A 1,285-nucleotide genomic window follows, 5' to 3' on the forward strand; every position below is an offset into this window, starting at 1 on the left:
CAGTTGACGTGCCATAACTCATCACCTCTCAACATTATCTTTATTCTATGCAACTTCATGTAAAATTGGTATAACATGATTCTGTTAATGGCGGTCGCCTACACTTGGACCATATTTCAAGGCACTGAAATGAGCGAAAAAGCAGGTACAAAAATATGTATCTCGCCGCTCGGAACCCAGAAAAAAATACCGTAGACGGAGTACATTTGGCGTTGGCGCAAGATGGAGAGCCGTGGGTTGATTATCTCGATCGACATTCTGAATCTGTACAAGAGTTAATGAAGTTAACTCCTAATAAACGTCGTTGTTATCAACGGGGTATACGCGCTGCAAACCAGATGGAGTCTACTTCATAGGCCTCGTTGTCGCCCTCCCAGCTATTCAAACCCAGAATAATCCCGGTTTCATCCAAAAATACGCTTGTTCTTCGGCTCGATATCTTTGATTTTTTCCCAATACTCCTCTCTTAATTTTTGGACTCTTTCTGTCGCGCCTTGGCTACTGTACCAGGTCTTTTTTTATTGGAGTTTAGACTAGGTATAGCAACCGCCAAGGCGGTTAGGCCATAAACTGAGAATAGTCTCTTTTGTTGCGGAGCGATCGCACCCAAAATGCATCAACCCTACAGCTACGATATACGCCAGAAAGTCATTCAAGCTATAAAGCTTGATGGCTTAAAAATTATAGAAGCCAGTCAACTGTTCAACATTAGTCGCAACACGATCACCCTATGGCTGAAGCGACAAGATCAAACAGGAGACTTTCTAGCTTTACCCAATCAGCCTCCGGGTAATGGTCATAAAATCACTGATTGGGAGCGATTTCGTGAGGCAAGCCAAGATTCATGGGGATAAAACGAGCGGTGGAGATGGCGAAACTTTGGGATGGGGAAATTAGCTCACGCACGATCTCGCGGGCTTTGAAAAAAATTGCTTTTACTCGAAAAAAAAGACCTACGGCTATTGTGAGCGGGATGAAATCAAGCGGCAGGCTTTTTTAGTTGAGTTGTCAAGCATACCTCCAGATCAGATTGTGTATGTTGATGAATCAGGTATGGATAACCGAGATCAATATGATTATGCGAGTGAATCAGCGAGGTCAACGGTTCCATGCACTAAAATCTGGGCGACGCCAGGGTCGAGTCAATATGATTGCCGCTCTGTGTAATACCATTTCCCCAAAAGTATGCTATAATAACAATGAGATTTTGGGCGTTGCACAGTTGTGGTATGCTGAGCGCTAACAATCAACGAAAATTTAGCTATGATTTGTCCTGAATGTCAAT

General features: G+C 43.3%; 1 pseudogene. It reads left to right on the forward strand.

What is annotated here, in order from left to right:
- Nucleotides 1–611: 611 nt before the first annotated feature.
- Nucleotides 612–1,168 (forward strand): annotated as a pseudogene (locus QUA71_RS29135) (IS630 transposase-related protein); the annotation flags it as partial.
- Nucleotides 1,169–1,285: the final 117 nt, after the last annotated feature.

Origin of the sequence: Microcoleus sp. MON1_C5 (assembly GCF_036701875.1) — a bacterium.
GTDB lineage: Bacteria > Cyanobacteriota > Cyanobacteriia > Cyanobacteriales > Microcoleaceae > Microcoleus.